This window comes from Methylophilus sp. E2MeOHC9 (assembly GCF_058744375.1).
Genome location: NZ_CP196024.1, coordinates 312,367 through 335,549, shown reverse-complemented (window position 1 = coordinate 335,549; position 23,183 = coordinate 312,367). Strand labels below are relative to the sequence as shown.

Annotated in this window: 23 protein-coding genes; 16 read left to right on the top strand and 7 right to left on the bottom strand. The window is 49.7% G+C overall.

The features are described 5' to 3' along the window. Nucleotides 1–42 precede the first annotated feature (42 nt). Nucleotides 43–915, bottom strand: a complete 873-nt coding sequence (gene nadC, locus ACSSVF_RS01625) for a carboxylating nicotinate-nucleotide diphosphorylase (protein ID WP_492406288.1) — start codon at nucleotides 913–915, stop codon at nucleotides 43–45. A 150-nt stretch (nucleotides 916–1,065) separates the two neighbouring features. Between nadC and ACSSVF_RS01620 the strand changes: the two genes are divergently transcribed. The 5 genes from ACSSVF_RS01620 (at nucleotide 1,066) to ACSSVF_RS01600 (ending at nucleotide 6,785) form a co-directional block, all read left to right on the top strand. Next, nucleotides 1,066–1,689: a glutathione S-transferase N-terminal domain-containing protein gene (locus ACSSVF_RS01620; RefSeq protein ID WP_492404958.1), complete on the top strand. Its 624-nt coding sequence runs from the start codon at nucleotides 1,066–1,068 to the stop codon at nucleotides 1,687–1,689. 273 nt (nucleotides 1,690–1,962) lie between these two features. Next, nucleotides 1,963–2,181, top strand: coding sequence for a hypothetical protein (locus tag ACSSVF_RS01615; protein WP_492404956.1), 219 nt, complete (start codon nucleotides 1,963–1,965; stop codon nucleotides 2,179–2,181). A 334-nt stretch (nucleotides 2,182–2,515) separates the two neighbouring features. Beyond that, complete coding sequence (locus tag ACSSVF_RS01610) at nucleotides 2,516–3,457, top strand: PEP-CTERM sorting domain-containing protein (RefSeq protein ID WP_492404954.1); 942 nt, start codon at nucleotides 2,516–2,518, stop codon at nucleotides 3,455–3,457. Nucleotides 3,458–3,618: 161 nt separating this feature from the next. Beyond that, nucleotides 3,619–4,317: a PEP-CTERM sorting domain-containing protein gene (locus tag ACSSVF_RS01605; RefSeq protein ID WP_492404953.1), complete on the top strand. Its 699-nt coding sequence runs from the start codon at nucleotides 3,619–3,621 to the stop codon at nucleotides 4,315–4,317. 158 nt (nucleotides 4,318–4,475) lie between these two features. Further along, the gene (locus ACSSVF_RS01600) at nucleotides 4,476–6,785 is read left to right on the top strand and encodes a TonB-dependent receptor domain-containing protein (RefSeq protein ID WP_492404952.1); all 2,310 of its coding nucleotides are present in this window, start codon (nucleotides 4,476–4,478) and stop codon (nucleotides 6,783–6,785) included. 141 nt (nucleotides 6,786–6,926) lie between these two features. Here the strand turns inward: ACSSVF_RS01600 and ACSSVF_RS01595 are convergent, their stop codons facing one another. From ACSSVF_RS01595 to ACSSVF_RS01575, 5 genes are all read right to left on the bottom strand, one after another. Continuing rightward, the gene (locus ACSSVF_RS01595) at nucleotides 6,927–7,259 is read right to left on the bottom strand and encodes a hypothetical protein (RefSeq protein WP_492404950.1); all 333 of its coding nucleotides are present in this window, start codon (nucleotides 7,257–7,259) and stop codon (nucleotides 6,927–6,929) included. Between the two features lie 80 nt (nucleotides 7,260–7,339). Further along, a complete protein-coding gene (gene mnmA, locus ACSSVF_RS01590; protein WP_492404948.1) occupies nucleotides 7,340–8,434 on the bottom strand; it encodes a tRNA 2-thiouridine(34) synthase MnmA in 1,095 nt (364 codons plus the stop codon). Beyond that, a complete protein-coding gene (locus tag ACSSVF_RS01585; RefSeq protein ID WP_492404946.1) occupies nucleotides 8,431–8,916 on the bottom strand; it encodes an NUDIX hydrolase in 486 nt (161 codons plus the stop codon). Before ACSSVF_RS01585 ends, mnmA begins: the two co-directional genes overlap by 4 nt. 92 nt (nucleotides 8,917–9,008) lie before the next feature. Further along, a complete protein-coding gene (locus ACSSVF_RS01580; RefSeq protein ID WP_492404944.1) occupies nucleotides 9,009–9,644 on the bottom strand; it encodes a MarC family protein in 636 nt (211 codons plus the stop codon). An 84-nt stretch (nucleotides 9,645–9,728) separates the two neighbouring features. Beyond that, nucleotides 9,729–11,663 carry a peptidase U32 family protein gene (locus ACSSVF_RS01575; protein WP_492404943.1) on the bottom strand — a complete coding sequence of 645 codons (1,935 nt, stop codon included), beginning with the start codon at nucleotides 11,661–11,663 and terminating at the stop codon, nucleotides 9,729–9,731. Between the two features lie 89 nt (nucleotides 11,664–11,752). Between ACSSVF_RS01575 and bioA the strand changes: the two genes are divergently transcribed. From bioA to ACSSVF_RS01520, 11 genes are all read left to right on the top strand, one after another. Further along, nucleotides 11,753–13,078, top strand: a complete 1,326-nt coding sequence (gene bioA / locus ACSSVF_RS01570; protein WP_492404941.1) for an adenosylmethionine--8-amino-7-oxononanoate transaminase — start codon at nucleotides 11,753–11,755, stop codon at nucleotides 13,076–13,078. Beyond that, a complete protein-coding gene (gene dacB / locus ACSSVF_RS01565) occupies nucleotides 13,069–14,490 on the top strand; it encodes a D-alanyl-D-alanine carboxypeptidase/D-alanyl-D-alanine endopeptidase (protein ID WP_492404940.1) in 1,422 nt (473 codons plus the stop codon). Before bioA ends, dacB begins: the two co-directional genes overlap by 10 nt. 121 nt (nucleotides 14,491–14,611) lie before the next feature. Then, on the top strand, nucleotides 14,612–15,043 hold the full coding sequence (locus tag ACSSVF_RS01560) for an FKBP-type peptidyl-prolyl cis-trans isomerase (RefSeq protein ID WP_492406287.1): 432 nt from the start codon (nucleotides 14,612–14,614) through the stop codon (nucleotides 15,041–15,043). A gap of 86 nt (nucleotides 15,044–15,129) precedes the next feature. Continuing rightward, a complete protein-coding gene (locus tag ACSSVF_RS01555) occupies nucleotides 15,130–15,555 on the top strand; it encodes an OsmC family protein (protein ID WP_492404938.1) in 426 nt (141 codons plus the stop codon). Nucleotides 15,556–15,558: 3 nt separating this feature from the next. Continuing rightward, nucleotides 15,559–15,969 carry a VOC family protein gene (locus ACSSVF_RS01550; RefSeq protein WP_492404936.1) on the top strand — a complete coding sequence of 137 codons (411 nt, stop codon included), beginning with the start codon at nucleotides 15,559–15,561 and terminating at the stop codon, nucleotides 15,967–15,969. A gap of 173 nt (nucleotides 15,970–16,142) precedes the next feature. Next, nucleotides 16,143–18,416: a TonB-dependent receptor gene (locus ACSSVF_RS01545; RefSeq protein ID WP_492404935.1), complete on the top strand. Its 2,274-nt coding sequence runs from the start codon at nucleotides 16,143–16,145 to the stop codon at nucleotides 18,414–18,416. A 111-nt stretch (nucleotides 18,417–18,527) separates the two neighbouring features. Then, complete coding sequence (tauA, locus tag ACSSVF_RS01540) at nucleotides 18,528–19,442, top strand: taurine ABC transporter substrate-binding protein (protein WP_492404934.1); 915 nt, start codon at nucleotides 18,528–18,530, stop codon at nucleotides 19,440–19,442. A gap of 7 nt (nucleotides 19,443–19,449) precedes the next feature. Further along, on the top strand, nucleotides 19,450–20,256 hold the full coding sequence (gene tauB, locus ACSSVF_RS01535) for a taurine ABC transporter ATP-binding subunit (RefSeq protein ID WP_492404932.1): 807 nt from the start codon (nucleotides 19,450–19,452) through the stop codon (nucleotides 20,254–20,256). Beyond that, entirely contained in the window at nucleotides 20,237–21,019 is a 783-nt protein-coding gene (locus tag ACSSVF_RS01530; protein WP_492404930.1) for an ABC transporter permease subunit, read from the top strand. The genes tauB and ACSSVF_RS01530 overlap by 20 nt, the downstream gene beginning before the upstream one ends. Before the next feature lie 15 nt (nucleotides 21,020–21,034). Then, entirely contained in the window at nucleotides 21,035–21,868 is an 834-nt protein-coding gene (gene tauD / locus ACSSVF_RS01525; protein WP_492404928.1) for a taurine dioxygenase, read from the top strand. A 62-nt stretch (nucleotides 21,869–21,930) separates the two neighbouring features. Next, nucleotides 21,931–22,245: a DMT family transporter gene (locus ACSSVF_RS01520; RefSeq protein ID WP_492404926.1), complete on the top strand. Its 315-nt coding sequence runs from the start codon at nucleotides 21,931–21,933 to the stop codon at nucleotides 22,243–22,245. 1 nt (nucleotide 22,246) lies between these two features. Here ACSSVF_RS01520 and ACSSVF_RS01515 read toward each other — a convergent pair whose 3' ends face one another. Continuing rightward, nucleotides 22,247–23,167: a LysR substrate-binding domain-containing protein gene (locus ACSSVF_RS01515; protein ID WP_492404925.1), complete on the bottom strand. Its 921-nt coding sequence runs from the start codon at nucleotides 23,165–23,167 to the stop codon at nucleotides 22,247–22,249. Nucleotides 23,168–23,183 lie beyond the last annotated feature (16 nt).

Genomic DNA, 23,183 nt, shown 5'->3' with positions numbered 1-23,183 from the left:
GATAGCTGGTGGCGTTTATATCAAAGCGTTGATCTAAACAATCTACAAAGCCATCTGAATCCGCATACTCAAATCAATTGCCTGGATATGTTTGGTCAACCCACCAATCGAAATGCGGTCAACGCCGGTTTCGGCAATCGCACGCACGGTGGTTAAATCTATATTGCCCGAGGCTTCCAGCAAGGCACGTTTTTGGTTAGTTGCCACCGCTAGGCGCAAATCATCCAGCGTAAAGTTATCCAGCAGAATACTTTTTGCACCTGCATCCAGGGCTTGTTGTAATTCATCCAGTGTTTCGACTTCGATCTGGATATTATCGGTGAGCTGTAATGCAAAGGCCGCTTGTAGCACAGCGGCAATCGAGCCGGCTGCAGCAATATGGTTTTCTTTGATGAGTATGCCATCGTACAGCGCCAGTCGCTGATTGGCACCACCACCGGTGAGGACTGCATATTTCTGCGCTAATCTCAGTCCCGGCAATGTTTTGCGGGTATCCAATACCTGGGTTGGCAACCCGGCAATGGCATCTACATATTGCCGGGTATGCGTAGCTACGGCAGACAGTGTTTGTAAAAAGTTTAAAGCCGGGCGCTCAGCGCTGAGCATGGCGCGGGCATCGCCATTGATCACCAGAAGCGGCTGGTTGGGTGTTACACGGTCACCATCGGCGACTTGCCAGTCTATGCTAATGGTAGGGTCCAATTGCTCAAAGCATTGCTGCACCCAGGCGCAGCCGCAAATGACTGCTTCTTCGCGGCTGATGATAGTGGCTGAGGCACGCGTACCGGCTGGAATCAATGCTGCGGTGAGATCGCCATGACCCATATCTTCAGCCAGGGTAGCTTTGACCTGTGCTGCGATCAAACTGGCATTTAAATAAGCGGGCAAGGTGTGATAAAGCTTGGATTGTGCCATGAGGGTATCTACATGATTTGAAAAATTCTGCATGTGCCATTCTAAGCCCATGCCAAAAGCTATTATAATAAATAGCGACCCAAAAACATCAGTATTTCGTTGCGGGCTTTTTCCCCAAAAACCATCTCTATTCACTCTGGCTAACTCACTATGCAGCTTTTATATACGGTAAACAGTCCTTATGCACGTAAGGTCCGCATTGTCGCTATCGAAAAACATGTGGAGCTGACATTAACCAGTGTGGTGCTTTCTGAGCCTGATTGCCCGGTGAACCAACACAACCCGTTAGGCAAAGTGCCTGTGCTGGTGCTGGATGATGGCGAAGCGCTGTATGATTCCCGTGTCATTGTCGAATACCTTGATCACCGCACGCCAGTGGCGCATCTAATTCCGCAGGACCATCTGGCCAAAATGAAAGTGCGCCGCTGGGAGGCGCTGGCTGATGGTGTCTGTGATGCAGCGGTTGCCGTGATGCAAGAGCAACGCAAGGTAGAAACTTTGCAATCTGGCGCATGGATAGAAAAGCAAATGGCGAAAGTCATTGCTGGCCTGACGGCTCTGGATAACGATTTGCTCAAGAAAAAATGGTGTGTCAACGAAACATTCAGCCTGGCCGATATCGCCTTGGGTACTACGCTGGGTTACATCGATCTGCGTTTCAAGAGCACGCAATGGGAAGGTAAATACTGGCAGGAGAAGTTTCCCAACCTGGCCAAACATTATGGTGTACTGGTCAAGCGCCCAAGCTTTAAACAAACCATGCCGCAGCCTTAAGAAATGTGTCACGTGAACACAAAGGTTTAGTAAAAACGCTGTTTTATTTGACCCTGTCACCTCCGAAATATTTGTGAGCTCATTCACAAGCGTACTGATTCTTTCGCGTCTTTCAAGAATAATTCCTTAAAAGATCACATTAATATTCTTGGATAAAGATTAATTTTTGTAAAAAATGCATTCATCGCTATATAAGGTGTGAATTTCATTTGAAAATGCAAATGATAATTGTTATCATTTGCATATGTTATTGAGTTGTCTTAAAGTACGCGCATGTTAGTTACAAATGCACCAGTTAAAATTAGGCTGATTGAGTTGCTAGATGAGCTCATCGCACATGATGGTTTTGGCAGTATCAAGGTCGATATACGTTTTTTAAAGCGCGGTCAAAAAGAAGTCATTATCGATTGTGGTAAGCAATATAGATTTGTAGTGGATTTTGAAGCTGCTGCAGATGATCAGGCAGTGAGTAAAAACTCACCAAGCAAGTAGTTCGTATTAAACCTGGGGAGCCTCCCCAAAATTCCGACGGTATGAGGCCGTGGAAATGTTAAGTTGAGTATTACGCCCGCAAGCGCCTTCATGAGGAAGGGTCAACGGCATTATCCATGGCGCCACGCTCCTAAAGCGTGGTTGTAGAGGTCGGCTCGTTTCTAACATCTCTCTCCGTCATCCAACCAAATACTCAACGTAACAGCAGATTCGTTTTACTGCATGGCTAATGTCGTGCGGGCAGCCTTTGCTGCAAACGAGCAGGCTGGCCAGCTTTGTGAGAAGGCGGCTGGATTGGTGGGCATATGCCCGTATCACTTTGGAGAAGATAAAAATGATTAATCAATTAAATTTCAAGCCTTTGGCTATTGCTGCGTTAGCAGTATTTAGCTTGAATGTAACCACAGCTTTTGCTGCTACAGGGATTCAAGATGCTATTCCAGTCGCTAAATCTTTGAGCGGCAATACAAAAGATGATGGCTGGTATAACCTGACAACCACCAGCAAAACCAAAGTAGTCGATGGTAATTCTGTCAATATCGCTGGTAACACAGGTTACCCTTCTGTGTTTGGCTCAACTAATCCATGGCCTCAAGCCATTGCCTCACAAGTTAAGTCCTATAGCGGAAATTCGACCGCCGGACTGAACAAGTTCGCTAACGGTAATGGTTTTGGCCCTTATCCAGCTGGTGACGGCCTCTACGCAATTTCTTTCTCCAATCAATTCAACGCTAAGGGCGGTACTTTGGGCGTGTCAGAGTCAGATGCCATCGACAATCTGGCCAACGTTGTATTTCAGCTAGAGCTTGGCAGTGCTAATGGCTATGACTTTTATCGCCCTGGTACACCAACAGGGACTACGACAGTAGGCGATGCATCAAGCTTGCCAATCGGTGCTCTGACAAATATTGACTACTCACCAAAACTGAATCTGAATTTCGTTGGCGGCGGCTCGACTACATTGACCGCAGGCTGGGCAGAATTGAGCGCCCAGGGGGAGAACGGCACAATTGATATGCCTACTGGTACAGAGCCTATCTTGGTCAATTTGTATGCTTTCCAATGGGATCTGAGCAGCTATAGCAATATTGCCTCTTTCAACATCACTTTTGATGTAGTAGAGCATAGCCAAACTTACGCAGCACGTTTAACTCAAAGTGACGTTTTTAACCAGGTGGTGGCTGTAAGCGCAGTTCCTGAGTCAGAGTCATATGCCATGTTAATGGTCGGCCTTGGTTTACTCGGTTTCGTAGCGCGTCGCCGTAACCAAGTTTAATCGTCTGTCTGAAAATCACAGGGGCCGTTGAAACAGTCAACGGCCCCTGTGATCTCGGCAATTTGCCATAGATCGGGTCAGTGTCACCAGTCGCACTTAAATCATCAAGCGCGTCTACCCTGGCAAGCACGATCAGGCGCATTAATTATGAGGTAACAATCATGTCACTATCTATTAAGTTATCAGCGCTGACGCTTGTACTGAATGCAATATTGAGCAGCAGCGCATATGCCGCTATGGACGAATGGGATTCAACAGGTACTCCATGGGGTAGTTCTGTCACAGCTCAATATGCTGAATGGAACGAATTCGGCTGGACGAGTGCTAATGCCGGCGCCAAGACCTATTACGATGCAACTCCAGATGTCGCTGGCAGCGGTACTTTAAAGGCAACTGGTACGCCTATCATCACTTCAACTTCCAATATCTACAGCTGGCAAGAGAATGCAACTGCCTATAGCGTAAGTCTGGCCGGTTCGACTGGCGGATTTTTTGATGTTTATTTACGTGCCGCCACCATGGGATTACCTCCTTCAACGACAGCTTCTCTCAATGGTGTAGCGGCGACTCTCTATGAGAGAACTTACTACCATGAGAATGGTGTGCAATTTGGCCAAGTTGATGCCGAGTACGAGTTCTACTACAAATGGAGCAATGTCGCCGGTGCTGATTTGTATACATTCACTTGGAACGATCTGACAGCGCATACCAGCCTGGATCAGTTGGCTGTAGCAACTGTACAAGTAACAGGCTCTGTCCTTCCGGCCACGCCTGTGCCAGAGCCAGAATCATTCGCCATGATGTTTGTAGGATTGGCGCTGATGGGGCTTGTAGCAAGACGTAAAACAAAAAGAGCTTGATCACTTCAGGTGAATAGGCTTCTCCACTATGGCATGTTGCTGTAGTGGAGATTTTTTTATAAAAAAAAGCTGCCGTAATCCAAAGCTGGCTAGTTAAGAGACTACGGTTTTGTATATGCACAAGCGCATCTGACTCCAGGCTGAGCAAAGTCACCATCATGAAATATCCCGCCATCACTAACTCTTTGTTACTGCTTACAACTGCTGCTTCAATGTTGATTACGCAGCCTGCATTTTCAGAAACAGTGATAAATCAAAAAGAAAAGCCCTCAGCCGCTACTGACCAGAAAGTCGACAATCAGTCACAGTCTGCAGCAGCGAGCGATAAAGACACACCCGCAGTGTTGCCCGAAGTGAAAGTAAATGACACACGCGTGAAGGACGAGCGCATCAATAAAACGCAATCGATTACTATCATCAGCACTCAAGATATCGAAAGATCACAGCCTTCAAATATATTTGATGCAGTTCGCGATGTGCCAGGTGTCAGCATTGATGGAGGCCCTCGGTTGACCGGCATGTCTTTCAATATTCGTGGATTTAGCGATAACGAAGATGTCGCCATCAAGGTCGATGGTGTGCAAAAGAATTTTGAGAAATATCGCATGAGCGGCACTTTTATTGAGCCGGAATTAATTAAGACGATTGAGGTGCAACGTGGGCCACAAATTGCCAGTGGTTCAGGGTCACTTGGCGGCACAATCCTGGCGACCACAAAGGATGCTGCTGATTTGCTAGCACCAGGCCAGAAGTTCGGGGCCAAATTGAAATTCGGCTACGGCAGCAATAACGACGAGTACACGAGATCGTATATAGCCTATGCACGTCCACATGAAATGGTTGATATCTTATACAACTACACCAATCGAAATTCTGGTGACATTATGCAAGGAGACGGTGAGCATCTGCGATATTCTGCAGTCAGTTCACTCTCGCAATTGTTGAAAGTGAGTCTTTTTCCAACGGAAGATTTGCAGTTAACAACATCTATAGTCAAGTATGAGCAGGGAAAAACGATTCAGCTCTATGACTCAATCAGTGAATTTAATGCCCAGTTTGGCTATGTTTTGAGGGCTATTGATGAATTGACTATTGCGGAAAACATCATCTATAAGCCCGATAATCGCTGGATAGATTTAAAAGCCACGTTTGGTCAAGGGCATACCGAAAACGATGAGACTAACCCATTTGGTTGGCCACGAAATGCGCTGGCAAATGCCGGTACATATTATTGCGATGGCTTTACCAGACGTCGAATCGATAATAATAATGCTTCTACTGCGGCACAATCCGCGAGCAACTGCCGTGGTGATCGCCTCGAGATTTACAATTTTAAAAATACCACGATAGATATCGCCAATACTGCAAGAGTGTACGAGTCTGATGATTTAAATTTGAAAGTGTTGACTGGATATCAGCATATTGATCAAAAACGTACTGTGAATCTTGATTTCCAGAACCCTGCCTCATTAGCAGCCTTTACTGGCTATATCCCTGTTTCAGGGATAAAGACGACGGAAGCCTTTTATATACAGCCTCGTTTAGAGTGGGGCGCGCTAAGCATTATTCCTGGTTTTCGGGAAGATCATGTGACCATCAAGGCGATTGATGACACCCTTACTGGGCTGCGTACGGCAGACCAGGATGATACGATCCGACTAAAAGAGCGTACCTCCAGTCTGGGGTTGGCATATGATTTAATACCCAAGCAACTCAGTTTGTTTGCCAATTATGGTCAAGGCTTCAGGCCTCCTTCAATGGAGTATCAGTACTTTACCAATGGTGGGCGCATTGCAGGTGTACCTATTAGTACTAGCGCATGTCCAGTTGGGCAATCCTGTGATGATACCTACAAAGCGCAGCGCTCAGAAAACACAGAGGTTGGCGTTAGTTATTTCAACAATAATCTCTTTGATAGCCAGATTCAACTGAATAGCAAAGCCACTTTTTATCATATCCATACCAGCAATCTGATTACTTCGGCTGTCACTGGTGGCAACCCCGTTACCGTATTGTCGCAAGATGGTAAAGAAGTCCGAAATGGCTGGGAGTTCGAGAACAGCCTCTATTATCAAAGCCTTTACGCACGCGTGGGATACTCACGTATATCAGGAACAGTAACGCTGCCAACGCAGAGCTTTCCCTTATACACAGTGCCTGGAAATACTTTCAACCTGACTTTGGGCGCACGCATCGGCAATGAATGGGACCTGTATTTCAGCTATCGCAAAGTGGCCGAGCGGCAGGTGTTAGAAAGCCAGCCGCCGCAATACACGTTTGGTACGCAGGATGGTTATGAACTATTTAATGCGGGTGCCAGATGGGCGCCCAGCCGCAACGTAGCCTTCAGATTGGTGGGGGAGAACTTAGGCGACAAAGCTTATAATCTGGACGGTGGGTTTGCCGGAACATTAGGGCTGCCGGGCGCTGGTCGAAACATCAAGTTTTACGCTGAGTTTACTTATTAGTCGGGCACCATATGGATTATGAAGGTGGTGTTTTGAACAACTGTGAATGATCACAAGCGCAGCCAATTCTGTAGATTAAGCCAAGGTGACCTATAGCCTAACTTGAAGCGGCGGATGAGAGGTTAATAAATCTCTACAGTATTAAAGCGGCGCCACGTCATCGTCACTTAACAGGGTATGCAGGTTATTTTTGTGACGCAAAGTCTGGCGCTCGTTCAGACGTTTTTGCGCCGCACTAGGGAAATCAGTATAGCTGATCAGGCTGCGCTCAATCAGGATGCTGATCAGATCTTCCAGCACTCGGGCTAATTGAATATCGCTTTCACGGAAGGTGTGGTTTTTTTGCAGCTCTTCGCCGAGGAAATTCAAGTACTCGGCATCTGAATTTTCAACCTCAACCCAGTCGGCTGAAACTTGCGTATCCGGGCTTGCAGCAATAATTGCACCTTCTTTATTTTTAAGTATATAGGCCATGAGGTGTCGTTCCTTGTCACTTTGGCAGTGAGTTATTGTTTATCCGAAAAGTAGAAGCAATAACTATGCCTTTCGGTCATTTAAATGGCGCCATTGATGATGCCGCCGCCCAGGCAGACATTGCTTTCGTAGACTACCACGCTTTGCCCTGGCGTGATTGCCCACTGGTGCTGACCAAAGCGGATGGTGGCTTCTTCGTCATTCACTGCATCTACTTCGCATGGCGCATCCGGCTGGCGGTAGCGGGTTTTAGCGGCGTAGACCCAGTTAGTACGTGGTTGTTCACCACTGATCCAGTGCAACTGTCCGGCAACCAGGCCGTCGCTTTGCAGCAGCGGGTGTTCGTGCCCTTGCACCACGATCAATTCATTATTGACCATGTCTTTAGCGGCGACAAACCATGGCTCGCCATTGCTATTACGGCTGCCACCAATTTTTAGTCCCTGGCGCTGACCTAGCGTGTAATACATCAAGCCTTCGTGCTCACCCACCACCTTGCCTTCAGGGGTGCGCATGATACCGGGTTGCCTTGGCAGGTAGCGTTGCAAAAACTCCTGAAACGGACGCTCGCCGATAAAACAAATGCCGGTAGAGTCTTTTTTCTCGGCATTGGCCAGGCCGTGCTCGCGGGCAATCTCACGTACTTCACGTTTGAGGTAAGTGCCCAATGGAAAGAGCGTTTTGGACAACTGCGCCTGATTCAGGCGAGACAAAAAGTAGCTTTGATCTTTGGTGCCATCGTCTGCTTTCAACAATTGAAAATTACCCGCTTGAAGGGGGTTTTCACGTACCTGTGCATAATGGCCGGTGGCGATCAAATCTGCCCCCAGGCTCATGGCATGGTCTAAAAAGGCCTTGAATTTGATTTCGGCGTTACACAGGATATCCGGGTTAGGCGTGCGGCCAGCCTGGTATTCCTGCAGAAAGTTAGTGAATACTCGCTCTTTGTATTCTTCGCTAAAATTCACGGCTTCAATATCGATACCGATTTTATCAGCGGCAGACACAGCATCAATCAAATCCTGCTTTGAGGAGCAGTATTCGTCGGTGTCATCGTCTTCCCAGTTCTTCATAAACAAGCCAGTGACCTGGTAGCCTTGTTGTTTTAACAGCAAAGCCGTGACGGAAGAATCAACGCCGCCGGACAAGCCGACGATCACATGTGGTTTACTCATAATGCCTGGCCCAAATGCTTCAAAATGTCTAAAGAATAACGTTTTCCTGCGAGGTAATCCTGCACGCATAACAGCACCTGCGGACTGCGCATCAACTCGCCATCGGCAGCAATCTCGGCTTCACTTTTCCAGACTGTGCGCAGGATGCCGTCATCCAATGCGCGCTCCGGGTAATGTCCGCCCAGCGTGCCGCTAAAGGCAAAGCGTAAATAGGTGATGCCATTTCCCGGATGCTGCCAGTGATAAATGCCTATCAAGGCTTGCGGTGTAAAATCGTACGCAGTTTCTTCAAGCGTTTCACGGATCGCGGCTTCAATGATGGTCTCGTTTTCTTCGAGATGTCCGGCTGGCTGGTTAAAGCGGTTACCACGATCTGTGGTTTCTTCCACCAGTAAGAATTTACCATCCTGCTCGACAATCGCAGCTACGGTGACGTTGGGTTTCCACTGCTGGGAGGACTTGGAAGAGGCAGGTGAATTCAAAATACGCGGGTTTCGTTAAAAGCGCTATTTTAACGTTAAGTGATTGATTGGGGTAATTATCTTAATGTCCTTGGGCTGCAGTCCTGAGCTTGTTAATCCGCTAGTTGCGGAAATAAACCAGTCAATCCGTGCGCAATAAACTCTACCGACATCGCCGCTAAAATCAGCCCCATCAGGCGGGTGACGATATTAATGCCTATGATGCCCAGGTAATCAGTGATGGCATCAGAAAGCAGTAACAGGCCCCAGATAAACAATGAAATCAGGGCGACGGGAATGATCAGGCTCAGGTGCCCCCAAAAGCCGGGGTGTTGTTGCGCCGTGAGTATCATGCTGGAAATGGCACCCGGCCCGGCCAGCAGCGGGATGCTGAGTGGCACAATGGCAATCACTTCACGTTCTGACAGGTCTTGTGCTTCTTCAACGGTTTGCCGCGTGCCACTTTGCTTGCCATGCATCATGGAAATGGAAATCAGTAACAGCAAAATGCCGCCACCCACCTGGAATGAGGGGATGGTGATGCCAAAAAAATCCAGCACTTTGTCGCCGATAAACGCCGAGACGCAGAGCACAATCATAACGGTCATGCCTACCGTACGCGCGGTGCGGGCGCGTTCCCGTTTGCTCCAGCCGCTGGTGGCACTGATGAAGATAGGCAGGCTGCCGATGGGGTTCACAATCGCCAGCAAGGCAATCGCGACTTTGAGCAGGTAGGTGTATTCGTTCATGGCCATCACTTTTTAGCATCTGTCCTAGTCGTCAAGCTTGCCTGAAAAGAATGACCTTGGCAATTTACCTGGGCGATGCCTAACTTATGCCGGGCGCTTGTCAAAAAACGCAATTGGTTGCGGTGGTGCCATCTGCAGGATATGTTTGCGCACTTTGCCCATCACGTGCATCTCGCAAGGTTTGCAGTCGAATTTGAGCGTGTATCTGTCGTTGCCGCTAATTAAAGTCATGGGCTCAGCCGTGACTGTCCCTTGCACGCCTATCACCCCTTTGGCTTCTTTCGGGCACAAGCCGTGGCTAAAGCGCAGGCAATGTTTGGTGATCATCACCGGCACTTCGTCCAGTGTTTCATTCGACTCATACGCGCTGGCAATCAGTTTCACACCGTGTTTATGGTAAAAATCGCGTGCTTTCTGGTTGTAAACGTTGGCGAGGTAACTCAGGCTGTCTTGCGGATAGATCGCAGGGGGTTCGGCAGCCGCACGCAACGGAGGGCGGTCATAGCCTAATGCTCTGATCGCAATTAACTCTTCTACGGCATCACGACGCAGTTGATTCACAATAGAGGCGGGCAGGAACCACAACTGAGTCAATTCCAAGCCGATATCCCTGGCTGAAAAATCGGTGTTTCCCAGTTTTGCCAGATTTTCCCTCAGCGATACTTCTGCCTTTTCTACATCGTTCGCCGGCTGTTTCTCGGCAGTGCACTGGGTGGTCGCGCTGAAGCCTTGCTCATCCGTCAGTGTCAGTGCAAAGCCGTCATGCGTCTCGTAAAGCACAATATCCAATGCGATTTTTCGGGACGTTGAGTCTTTTTCCAGCAGGCGCATAAAGGCGTGGTCGCGGTTGCGATAGAGCTGGGTGTTGTTGCGGATATCCGCAGGCATTTCATTCGGGAACAGGCGTTGCGTATGCTTATCCAGCGCTTGTACCGTATTCACACGCAGGCCGACCAGCTCTTTATGCACATCAAAAAAGCACACGCCGTCACCATTATGTAATGTAATGTCCGTCGTCACATCAATAAAATCTTTACCAACCTTGCGCACGTTACCCAACGCTTCACCGGAAAACTTAGGTGTATCAAACGCGCCGATATCGGCCTGGCGGCCATTGGCAAAGTAGTCGGTGGCACTACGGTTAAAGGTTTTTTCCGGCTGCGGCGTAAATGTGTAGCTGGCATGTCCGGCAGAAGACTTGGCGTATTCCGGCATTTCCTCAATAATCTCATCCAGCAACTGGCGGTAATGCGCGGTGGCATTCTTCACATACGGCAAGTCTTTGTAACGGCCTTCGATTTTAAAGCTGCTGACCCCGGCGGCAATCAATGCGCGCAAGTTGGCGCTCTGGTCGTTGTCTTTCATGGATAAATAATGCTTATCTTTACCCAGGATGCGCCCTTTCTGGTCTTCCAGCGTGTAGGGTAAACGACATTCCTGCGAGCACTCGCCACGGTTGGCGCTGCGGCCTGTATGCGCATGGCTGATAAAACATTGCCCGCTGAAGGCGACACACAAGGCGCCGTGGATAAAATATTCCAGGTTGGCGGTGGTTGCATCGGCGATCTTTTTCACCGTGGCAATATCAAGCTCACGTGCCAGCACGATCTGGCTAAAGCCTATCTGATCCAGAAACTGGGCTTTTTGCACGGTGCGGATATCTGTTTGCGTACTGGCATGCAATTGAATCGGCGGTAAATCCAGTTCCAGCAAGCCCATATCCTGCACAATCAGCGCATCCACACCCGAGTCATACAGTTGATGCACCAGCTGGCGTACACCTTCCAGCTCGTTGTCATGAAAAATCGTATTCAGTGCGACAAACACTTCGGCATGGAATTTATGCGCATGCTGTACCAGCCTGGCGATATCCTGCACGGTATTCGGCGCTTTAGCGCGCGCACCAAACGCCGGGCCACCGATATACACGGCATCGGCCCCGTGATTAATAGCTTCTATGCCAAAATCAGCATTCTTGGCCGGGGCGAGCAGTTCGAGGTGTTTGCGGGTTTTTTGCATGTCAGAATGGCTATATACAGTGTAACAACTTGATTTAAGGCGCTATTTTAAACCAAGCATGCTGTTTACGCTTGGTTTAAAATAGCGCCATGAGCGGAAATCAGGATTTACTACAACGCAGCCTGCAAGCTGTATGGCACCCATGCACGCAAATGAAGCATCACGAACGTTACCCATTGGTGCCGATTGCGCGAGGTGATGGTGCCTGGCTATTTGATGCCGATGGCAAAGGCTACCTGGATGCCGTCAGCAGCTGGTGGGTGAATTTATTCGGGCACAACCAGCCCATCATTAAAGAGGCGATTAAAACCCAGTTAGACCAGCTCGAACATGTGATGCTGGCCGGGTTTACCCATGTGCCGGTGGTGGAGTTATCAGAAAAACTTTCTTCCTTGACTGGCCTGGGGCATGCCTTTTATGGTTCGGATGGCGCCAGTGCGACTGAAATCGCGCTAAAGATGAGTTTTCATTATTGGCGTAATAGCGGGCAGCCAGGAAAAAACAGGTTTATCAGTTTGCAAAACAGTTATCACGGCGAAACGCTGGGTGCGCTTAGCGTTACCGATGTGGCTATTTTCAAAGACACTTACGCGCCGCTGATTTTGCAGTCGGCACATATGCCCAGCCCGGATAGCAGGCTGGCGGAGGCGGGCGAGTCTGAAGAGGATTTTGCCTTGCGTTGTGCGCAGGCACTGGAAACTTATGTCGCCGAACATCATGCCGGGTTGGCAGCTTTTATTATTGAACCGTTGGTGCAGGGCGCGGCTGGTATGGCCATGTATCACCCGGTCTATTTACGCAAAGCGCGCGAGACCTGTGATCGTTACGGCATACATCTGATTGCCGATGAAATCGCCGTTGGCTTTGGCCGCACCGGTACCCTGTTTGCATGTGAGCAGGCAGGTGGCAAGGTCAGTGATATTGCCGATTTTATTTGTCTTTCCAAAGGTATCACCGGCGGTTATTTGCCGTTGTCAGTGGTACTGACTACTGACGATATCTACCAGGCTTTTTACCATGACCAGACTGCCAAAGGGTTTTTGCATAGCCACAGTTACACCGGTAACCCGCTGGCTTGTAGTGCGGCATTGGCGACACTGAAATTGTTTGAGACGTCTGACGTCTTGGGTAATAACCAGAAAACCGCGCAACAGTTATGGCAAGCTGTGCAAGCTTACGATTTGCCGCTAAGGCATATCCGCCAGCGCGGCATGATCACCGCTTTTGAAGTGGAGACTAATCATCCGCAATTTGCCCAGGATTGTTATGCAGCGGCATTGCGGCATGGCTTGTTGTTGCGCCCGATCGCTAACACCGTTTACTGGATGCCGCCTTATTGTTTGCATGCGGCAGAGATTGAACATCTGGTGCAGGCGACACGTGCCGCGATTGAAGAAAGTCTGGCATGCCGCTAATGATGCGCTGGTGGCTGTGTTGCTGTTATTTGTGGGCAGGCGTTGCGCAGGCGGCTTTGCCGGTTTCATTGCAGGATGCTTTGACCAAAGCGCAATTGCCGCTGGATAGCGTTGCGATTGTGGTGCAACCCCTCAACGGCGAACCGCCACTTATCAGCCATAACCAGGCCAAGGCCATGAACCCGGCCAGTGTGATGAAAGTGGTGACTACGTATGCTGCGCTTGAAGCACTGACCCCTGCGTATCGCTGGAAAACAGAGGTTTACAGAAACGGAACAGTCAATCATGGTGTGCTTGAAGGTGACCTCATCATCAAAGGCTATGGCGACCCGTCGCTGAATAATGCCGAGCTTTGGCGGTTGTTACAGCAGGTGCAGCAACAAGGGATTAAACACATCAAAGGCAACCTGCTGCTGGATGCTTCCATTTATGCGCCTGAGCTCAGCCAGCGCGCGATACTGGACGACGAGCCATGGCGCGCTTACAACGTCAATCCGCATGCATTACTGGTGAATGGTGGCCATAGCAGTTTCAGGTTCGGCGTCTCCAGGGAAGGCGGCAAGCCGCTAGCGGGTGTCACGCAAGAATTCGAGCTGCCGCAGATCAAAGTGGTGAATACCATGCAGGTCAGCAAGGGCGCTTGCGGGGACTGGCGTAGTAACTTGCGTTACGGAGTGACTACCAGCGCTGAAGGTGCAACCGTTACATTCAGCGGCACCTTGCCGGAACAGTGTGATGAGCGCTATCTTGAGTTGAGTGTACTCAGCCAGCAGCAATATGCCGTCTACACTTTCAAAAAACTATGGACGCAATTAGGCGGGCGACTGGATGGCCAGGCCATAGGCGCCGTGTTACCGCCCTCGGCCACTTTAGTCACTACCTGGTGGTCCGCCCCGCTGGATGTGGGGATTCGCGATATCAACAAATGGAGTAATAATGTCATGGCGCGGCAATTGATGCTGACCATAGGCATGGAGGCAGGTCTGGCGCCGGTAGTTGAAAGCAGCAGTGCTGCGGCGCTTAAAGAAGTGTTGCGCAAGCGAGGGTTGTTGTTCCCTGAGCTGGTACTGGATAATGGCTCCGGGCTGTCACGCAATGAGCGCATCAGTGCGGAACATCTGGCACAATTGCTCGTCACAGCCTATCAGCGTCCTACGATGCCGGTAATGATGGCTTCGTTGCCTATCCTGGGCTTGGATGGCACACTCAAAAAACGCCTGCCGGAGTCGCCTAGCCAAGGCATGGCCTACCTGAAAACCGGTTCGCTGGAAGGTGTCAGCAGTATTGCCGGTTATGTGCAAGGTACACAGGGTAAGCGCTATGCCGTGGTCATGCTGGTGAATCATCCGCTGGCATCGGCATCGCGATCAATCCAGGATGGCTTGATCAAGGCCGTGATTGAAGGGCGCTAGCGAGTAGCGTATTTTTAACCAAGCGTGTTTAAGTAAGCGTTTTTTAACTAAAAACGCGTATGATAATGGTCGTTTTCTAGGAGCGCATGTGAAATCAGGAATTAAAAAAGTAAGCTTGGGCATGGTATTGCTTTTAGCGATAGCGGGTTGCCAGGCGCAATCCAATTCTTCAAACCCAAAGGAAAATACACAAATGTCAGCCAATATCACCGAGTTGCAAAAGATTGATACTGTTGTTGGTAGTGGCCGTGAAGCGGAAGTCGGCTTTAACGTTACCGTGCATTACACCGGCTGGTTGTACGATGCCAATGCCAAAGATTTCAAAGGCAAAAAGTTCGACAGCAGCCTGGACCGTAACTCGCCATTCAACTTCTTCCTTGGCGGTGGCCAGGTGATTCAAGGGTGGGACGAAGGCGTGCAAGGCATGAAGATCGGCGGCAAACGTACGCTGATCATCCCTTCTGAATTGGGTTATGGCGCGCGTGGTGCCGGTGGCGCGATTCCGCCAAATGCAACATTGGTATTTGATGTTGAGTTGCTCAACGTCAAATAAAAGTAATGCTTGGGATGCGGTCAGTGCTTTGCATTTTTTGCCGCATCCACACAGTTTTAAATGAATAGAATGATAGGAAAGTCACAATGCAAGTCACAGTGAAATGGATAGACGGTGTCAGTTTTGTCGGCGAGTCTGAAACCGGTCACGCCGTTGTGCTGGATGGCGCGCCAGAAAACGGTGGCCGTAATATCGGCATGCGCCCCATGGAGATGCTGTTGATCGGCATGGGTTCATGTACCGCATTTGATGTGGTGACGATTCTGAAAAAGTCCCGTCAGCCGATTGTCGATTGCGTGGCTGAAATCGCGGCTGAACGTGCCGAGACGATCCCCAAGGTATTCACCAAGATTCATGTGCATTTTGTGGTCACCGGTGAAAACCTCAATGAGCAACAAGTCGCGCGCGCCGTCAGCCTGTCGGCTGAAAAGTATTGTTCAGCCAGTATCATGCTGCAAAAAGCTTGCGAAATTACGCATGACTTTGAAATCAGATCGCCTAGCGTTGAGTAAACCATGACTGTTCCTGCCGGCATGTTAGGGATCCGCCATGTGGCGCTGTTTATCAAAGACCTGGAGTCGGCGATCGATTTTTATACGCGTATCGTCGGCATGCAAATCGAATGGCAGCCTGACCCGGACAATGTTTACCTGACTAACCATGGTGATGTGTTTGCCTTGCACCGTGTGGATTACAAAGCAGACCCGTTGCAACGCCTGGATCATATTGGCTTTGCCTTGACGGATGAAGCGGCGGTGGATGGCTGGTATGAGCATGTGGTTAAACACGGGGTGCGCATCACCGAAGCCCCTAAAACGCATAGAGACGGCTCACGCGGATTTTATTGCCTGGATAGTGTCGGGCATTTGCTTGAGTTTATTTATCATCCGCCGATTGCAAAGTCATTGCTATTGCCGACAGCTTAAGTTTTTTTGATCAGGGTGCGTTGCTGATTGTGCCGCGTCCCTGACTCTCCTCCCTCTCACCACTTCTACTCACCATAACTAAAACTCATCGTATGATGATTTAATGCCATTCGATTAAACCGATGGCACTCCCTATACTTTTTTAAAATTCTTAATAAAAAAGGGGAGTTGTGATGCATTCTCGATTCAAACGCTTACCAGTGACTATTGCGGTGATGGGTGTGCTGTACGGCATTCAAGCACATGCAGCTGATGAAGCACAGGTTCAGGCCAAAGAAAGCGCGCAAGAAGAAGACAGCGCACTTAATTCAGTGGTGGTGTTCGGCAAGAAAAAGACGCGCCAGGTCAGCGAGATTTCCAGAGCCGATCTGGATAATACGGCGCCTGGGACCAGCCCGATCAAAGCGTTAAGCACTTTGCCTGGCGTCAATTACAACTCGCCGGATAGCCTGGGTAACTATGAGTGGGGTTCAAGGATCTCCATTCGCGGTTTCAACCAGAATCAGTTGGGCTTCACCCTGGATGACGTGCCGCTTGGCGATATGAGCTACCGTAACTACAACGGCCTGCATATCTCCAGGGCGGTTTCCAGCGAGAATATCGGGCGCATCGTGGTATCGCAGGGCACGGGTGCGTTAGGCACAGCCTCTTCAAGCAACCTGGGCGGCACCATACAGTTTTACTCCCTGGAGCCTTCTGATAAAACCGGTGTGAAATTTGAACAGTCTTTTGCGGAGTACGATAATCGCCGCACTTTTGCCCGCTTTGATAGCGGTCTGCTGAGCACAGGGACCAAGTTCGCCATCAGCGCCACCGAGCAGAATGCCGATAAATGGAAAGGCCAGGGTGAGCAACGCCACCAGCTGGTTAACTTTAAGCTGACGCAAGATTTCGATATTGGTAAATTCACCGGTTTTATCAATTACTCTGATCGCAAAGACGTCGATTACATGGATCTATCAAAATCGAGCGCCAGGCGTCTTGGTTACCGCTGGGATTATTTTGCACCCAACTGGGCGCTCGCACAGCAAGTCGCCACCCAAGTAGGCGCAGGTGGTACGGTCGGTAATATCACCTCGCTGGATGACGCTTATTACAATGGCTCCGGGCTGCGTGAAGACTGGCTGGTAGGCGGCACCCTGGCACTCGCCCTCAGTGACAAGGCCTCTCTGAAAACGACTATTTATCATCATAACCAGGATGGCACCGGCACTTGGTGGACACCCTATCTTGCATCGCCTGGCGGTACGCCGATCTCGCTGCGTACCCTGGAGTTTGATATCAACCGTTCAGGGATACTGAGTGCCCTTACCTATAATCAGGGCATACACAGTTTTAATGCCGGTTTCTGGTATGAGAACAATGATTTTCAGCATGCCATGCGCTTTTATGCACAGGATAACGGCCCTTCATCACCTTATAAACGACCTTCAAATCCATTTTTTACGGCCTGGAATTACCAGTTTGATACCAATACCCTGCAATTGCACTTTCAGGACAATATCAAGTTAAGCGATCAGTTGACGGTGAATGCCGGCTTCAAATCCCTGGATGCAACCACTTCGGTCTCTACCTTGAGAGATACCGCCGCTGGTAACGAGCTGAGAGGGTCACTGACTGCTTCTGATCACTTCCTGCCATCACTGGGCGTTAACTTTAAGCTGGATGAACAAAATGAGTTTTTTGCCGATGCAGCTGAAAATGTCGCAGCTTTCAGGGGCGTGGTCAAAGGCGGCGCTTCGCCGTTTGATACCAAGCAAGCCGGGTTTGATGCTATCAAGGGTAACATCAAGCCGGAAGAGTCTTTAGTGATTGAAGGCGGCTGGCGCTACCGGCAACCTAATTTCAATAGTTCGGTTGCAATCTACCATATCGATTTTAAAAACAGGTTGTTAGCCTTGCAGCAAGGCACGGCCATTGTTGGCAACCCTGCCGTACTAACCAACGTTGGTAAGGTCGAAACGGTAGGTGCCGAATTCTCCGCAAACTGGTCACCGATCACCAATGTCTGGTTCAATAACTCGCTGACTTTAAACCAGTCTAAATACCGCGATGACTTTAGTAATAACGGCACTGTTTTCCGCATCGATGGCAAGAATGTAGTGGATGCGCCTAAAACCATTATCAGCAGCCAGCTGAAATATAACGACGGGTCATTGTATGGGCAAATAGGTGCCAATTATATCGGCCAGCGTTATTACACCTACACCAACGACCAATCTGTCAGCGGATACCCGATTTGGGATATCAGTGGCGGCTACCGCTGGAGAAATGTCTCACTGGCCAAAAATGTGAATATACAAGTCGGGGTGAATAACCTGTTTGATAAGAAATATTTTGCATTTGGTGACAATCCTTACGAAGCTGCAGATCCGAATGGTAACGCTTACAACCTGCTGGCCGGGGCACCACGCACTGCGTTTGTCAGGTTCGCTGGCGAATTTTAATCACGCCATATGCCACTCCGGTTTGGGGTGGCATCAATCATTCGGGAACACATGATGAACATCTCAGTTTTGCGGTATATTTTGCTGTTTCTAATATCAGGCATAGGGCCCATGGCACAAGCACTAGAAGTGAATATAGGTTACCAGACCGGCGTAGAGCCAGCGAAAGTGGCCATCGTAGACCATCAGTATGAAAAAGCCACCGGTGCAAAAATCAATTGGCGCCGCTTTGATAACGGTGCCGAGTTGATCCGCGCAGTGGCTTCCGGGGATATCGATGTTGCCAATGTGGGCTCCAGCATCGTGGCAGTCGCGGCTAGCCGTGACCTGCCGGTGCAGACTTTCCTGATTGCTTCCGAACTTGGCACTTCAGAAGCGTTAGTGGTGAGAAACGGTTCCGGCATCCAGCGTTACCAGGATTTGATCGGTCGCACGATTGCCGTCCCTTTTGTTTCGACTTCGCACTATAGCCTGCTGGCAGCCTTGAAGCATTGGGGCATAGACCGGACCAAAGTCAAGATTGTGAATTTGCGTATTTCTGAAATCCCGGCCGCCTGGCAGCGTGGCAATATTGACGCCGCCTATGTATGGGATCCGGCATTAAGCAAAATCAAAACCAATGGCAAAGTCCTGGTGAGCTCGGAAGAGGTCGCTGCCTGGGGCTCGCCCACCTTTGATGTATGGGTCACGCGCAAACCCTTTGCCGAAAAGAATGCGGCTTTCCTCAAGGCATTCAGCAAAACCTCGACCGAATATTATGCGGCTTACCAGGCCAACAAACAGCAATACCTGGCTGATAAAAGTTATCTGGACAAGATTGCTTCCCTGACCGGGGCCTCGGTAGAGCAGATTCCAGCGTTACTGGTCGGCAACCAGTATCCGGTAGCCGACAGGCAAAAGGCCTTGCTGCAAACCTCGGTGATTAAAGCGATTGCCGATACGGCGCTTTTCCTCAAGGAACAAGGCAAGATCGATCGCTTGCTGCCGGATTACCGCGCTTATGCAACGGATAGTTTTATCCCGTGAGCATGATATGAGTACATTAACCGTGAATCATGTGACTGCCAGTTTCAAGGGCGCGCAGGGCGAGCAACACACTGTCCTGCATGATTTTTCACTGACTATTCTGCCGCAAGAGATTGTGGTGATTGTCGGCCCGTCCGGCTGCGGTAAGACGACATTGTTAAATCTGGTCGCCGGGTTCGAGCAACCTACTCTGGGAGATATTCAACTGAATGGCCGGCCAGTGTCAGGGCCTAGCCCGGAAAGAGGCGTCATCTTTCAGCAACATACCCTGTTGCCATGGCTGACAGTAGGTGAAAACGTTGAGTTCGGCTTGAAGTTGCAGGGCATCGCGCCAGCCAGCCGTGCGGCCATCAGCGCCGAGTATTTAGGTTTGGTAGGGCTTGCGCAATATGTCGATTATCCGGTATGGAAGTTATCTGGAGGCATGAAGCAACGCGTCAGCCTGGCGCGGGCTCTGGTCACCAGCCCGCAGATATTGTTGATGGATGAACCTTTTGGCGCATTGGACGCGTTTACCAAAGAGCAGATGCAAACGCTGGTGCTGAAGGTCTGGCACGCCACGCACAAGCAGATCTTACTTGTGACGCATGATATTGAAGAAGCGGTGTTTTTAGCCACCAAACTGGTATTGATGCAGGCGAATCCCGGGCAAATTGCGCAAGTCATTCCATTGGATTTTGGCAAACGGCATATAGAAGGCGAGTCGGCGCGTAGCATCAAATCTGACCCCGACTTTATTAAGGTACGTGAAACAGTCCTGGCTTATTTTTTTGCGCAGGATAAAGAGGTGAGCAATGTCCTTGCATCTGCATAAGCGCCAGCTTGCGATTAGCCTAACGACGGTATTGGCACTCATCATTGCCTGGTCAGTCGCCACTTATTTTGAATGGCTGCCGGCATTATATCTGCCCAGCCCGTTGAGTGTTGTGCGTAAGACCGTTGAGTTGAGCCAGCATGGTTATATGGATGCCAGCTTCTGGCAGCATTTATCTGCCAGCCTGGGCCGGGTGTTTTTAGCACTATTGATTGCAGTGGCCGTCGGCGTGCCTTTGGGCATACTCATAGGCGTGAACCCTAATGCGCATGCGGCGATTGATCCGCTGATCGAGTTTTACCGTCCGGTGCCGCCGTTGGCTTATTTGCCATTAATTGTGATCTGGTTTGGCATAGGGGAGTTTTCAAAAGTGCTACTGATCGCCCTGGCCATTTTTGCCCCTGTGGTGGTCACCACCTCGAATGGGGTGCGTGCCGTCAATCCGCTCTGGATCAGGTCAGCAAGAACCCTGGGCGCTAACCGCTGGCAAGTCATTCGTGAAGTGATCTTGCCAGGGGCTTTCCCGGATATTTTGACCGGTGTCAGGATAGGCCTGGGCTTGGGTTGGTCAACCTTGGTAGCCGCTGAACTGATCGCCGCAACTGAGGGGCTGGGATTCCTGATCCAGTCTGCCTCGCAGTTCTTAATCACGGATCTGGTGATCACCGGCATTTTGTTCATTGCCGTTATCGCGTATGCCATGGAGATAGGCCTGCGCATCATTCAGCAAAAATTGGTGCCCTGGAAGGGCAAGAACTATTAGTACAAGAGGAAAGTAATGGCACTGACATTAAAAACAATTACACCTGCTATCGGGGCGACAGTTGAAGGCGTGGATTTTTCCCAGGAGCTATCCGCTGAACACAAGGCCGCAATTGAACAGGCTTTGCTTGAACATGAAATCCTGATTTTCAGGCATCAGGCCATCACGCCGCACCAGCAGGTGAGATTTGCAGCCAATTTTGGCAAATTGCATATCCATCCTATTTATCCGGTGTTGCCAGATTTGCCTGAAATCATGAACATCGATACGCATGAACATTTTTTGCCAGACAATGATAACTGGCATACCGATGTCACTTTTAGCGCAACGCCGCCCAGAGCCGGTATTCTGGCCGCCAAAAGATTGCCTTCTGCAGGTGGCGACACGCTATGGTCCAGTAATACCGCGGCTTATGCTGCCTTGTCAGACTCGCTCAAGCGTTCCCTCGAAGGCCTGACCGCGACGCATGACGTGACCAAGTCTTTCCCTAAAGATCGCTGGGGCACAGATGCCGCTTTTAAGGAACGCTATGATGCGGCGGTAAAAAAACATCCGCCACTCAGTCACCCGGTGATCAGGACGCACCCGGTCTCAGGCAAAAAATCGTTATTCGTTAACGAGGGGTTTACCACGCATATTGATGGCATCAGCCAGAAGGAAAGTGATTCATTGCTGGCTTTTCTGTTTGCGCATAGTATACGGCCTGAGTTCACCCTGCGCTGGCAGTGGCAGGTCAATGATGTTGCTTTTTGGGATAACCAGGTGACGCAGCACTATGCTGTCGCGGATTATTTACCCGAGCGCCGCACCATGCACAGGGCCACCATTGTCGGCGATGTACCTTTCTAGCATCTGTTGATGCTGGGATAGCGATCACAAGCCGTATATTGCGCTTCAAAGGAGTTGTGTAAATGCACTGGTTATACCTGGTCGTCGCCATTCTGGCCGAAGTGGTGGCGACTTCGGCGTTAAAGAATGCAGAGAATTTCACGCATCTGGCCTGGTCGCTGGTGGTCATTTCCGGCTATGTGTGCGCATTCTATTTTTTGTCTCTGGCGCTGCGTACCGTGCCGCTGGCAATCGCATATGCCATCTGGTCAGGCGCAGGTATTGCCATCATTGCACTGGTCGGCTGGCTCTATTACGGTGAACGCCTGTCACCCCTGCATTTGGCCGGGCTGGTGTTTATTTTATCGGGCATCCTGATTCTTAAACTGGGCAAGTAGCTCACACGCCTATCAGGGTCTTAATGCTTGCAGTGTTATAACTGGGTGAAAGACGTGACACAAAGTCGTAGACATAGGGTCTGAGGTAATGATTTTTGCGCAGGGCAATCTTGGTGATATTCTTTTCAAACAAGTGTGCCGCTGACACACTTTTCAAATTGATATCCCTGGTCGGGTCAAACGACATGCTAGCTACGATGCCTATGCCTAACCCCAGCTCAACATAGGTTTTAATGATATCTGCATCCAGTGCCGTGATGGGGATGTCCGGGTAAAGGCCGTGGTCAGAAAAGGCTTTATCTACCCTGGAGCGGCCGGTCAGGCCTGAATGGTAGGTAATGATAGGAAACTGGCATAACTGTTCCAGCGTGATCACTTCGGATTCGAAAATCGGGTGGTCCGGTTTGGCAATAATCGAGTGATACCATCCATACCACGGGATAGTCACCAAAGCATCATTCAGATGCACACCTTCAGTTGCAATGCCTATATCTGCTTCACCGCTTTTTAACAGCTCGCAAATTTCCAGCGGGCTGGATTCATGCAGTGTGAAATGCACATCGGGATAGTCGATGACAAAATTCTTGATTGCCTCAGGCAAGGCATAGCGAGCCTGGGCATGGGTGGTCGCTAAAAACAAATTCCCCTTGGATTTACTGGCCATCTGCGAGGACAGCGTATTTAAATGCTGGGTTTCCGACAATATCTTGCTGATGATAGGGATCAGGGCCTCACCTTCACTGGTTAAGCCTATCAATCGATTTTTTGCCCGGTTAAAAATTTCTACTCCTAGTTCATTTTCCAGCTCGTTCAGGCTTTTAGAAACGCCAGACTGCGAAATAAACAGGACTTTTCCAACTTCAGTCAGGTTGTAATTGAGTTTAACCGCTTCACGTACGATTTTTAATTGTTGGAAATTCATGATTTCCAATATAACA